The organism is Vibrio sp. 1874, from assembly GCF_033344395.1.
Lineage (GTDB): Bacteria > Pseudomonadota > Gammaproteobacteria > Enterobacterales > Vibrionaceae > Vibrio > Vibrio alginolyticus.
In genome coordinates this window covers 1-1,101 of sequence record NZ_JAWPOR010000158.1, presented here as the reverse complement: position 1 = coordinate 1,101, position 1,101 = coordinate 1, and the positions used below count along the sequence as shown (strand labels likewise).

The window sequence follows — 1,101 nt, the reverse complement described above, 5'->3', positions numbered from 1 at the left end:
TTCAGCACCATTGGCCAATCGTCAACAACGTGAATGGCTTGGCGTTTTTGCTCAGGAGAGAGCGGCGTTTCCCACCGCTTAAACCAACGTTTAATCATGGTTACGCCCCTTTCACAAACTTCAGTTTCGCAACATCTTGCAGCTCACTGATGATCTTAAATGCATCTTTTAAGTGCTTGCGCTCAAAGCTACTGAAATCATCGGGTGCGATGTGGTTGTCAGGTGTGGTGCCTGCCAGAATCGCATTGAGTTGATGACGGAAACGTACCTGAGTAATAAAGCGATACGCGCCAATGATGTTTTCAACACTGTCTTTCGACAATGTGCCGTGCTGGGCTGCGTAGCGAAAACGCTCTTCTGTGCCAGTTAACGAGCCGCCAGCGGCAAGACTGAAAATACGCGCCAGATCGATGATCAGATTTAAGGCGTACTTTTTGATGTTTAACGTGTTGCTGTTTTCCCCACCTTTTTCCAACACCAAATTGTTGAAAATGCCAAGTGGCGGCTGAGTGTCAATCGCGTCTCGCACCAAAGCCGGAATAAAGCTCGGGCTCTTTTGAATACAGTCATGCAAGTGTTGTTGGATTTGGTCGACAAACTCGCGGTTGCCGTGAATGGCACGTACTTCAAGGAATACGCTAATGCTCAATAGTTTGTTGTATTCTGGGCTGGCCACCCACTTCTGATAGTACTCTTTCCAACGACGAATTGGCTGACACCACTTTGGTGACGCCGCCATGTACTTGCCGTCACAAAGCGGATAGCCGCACGCCGCCAAACCATTACACACCCGCATGGCAAGGTGAGTGAAGTACAGTTTATGTTCTTCGGTGGCGTCATCGGAAAGCACAATCGCACTGTCTTGGTCTGACAGCATGTGCACTTCGTTACGGGCGTGAGAGCCTGCAACCAACCACGCGTAATCACACGGCGGTGGTCCCAGCAGTTCTTCATTGAGCTGAATGATGCGGCGCGTGAAAGCGTCCATGATCATCGACATCACTCGACCTTGAATTTCCGCACTCACACCGCTTTCCACCAACGCTTGGAAAATGGTTTGACGTTCTTCTTTCAACGCCGCCAGCGCGTTGAGTGAACTCG

The 1,101-nt window shown here is 50.0% G+C and carries 1 protein-coding gene; it reads right to left on the bottom strand.

The features are described from left to right. Positions 1–100 precede the first annotated feature (100 nt). Positions 101–1,101, bottom strand: a 1,001-nt coding sequence (locus tag R8N46_RS25305; protein ID WP_318189789.1) for a DUF294 nucleotidyltransferase-like domain-containing protein, incomplete at its 5' end; no start/stop codon positions are given.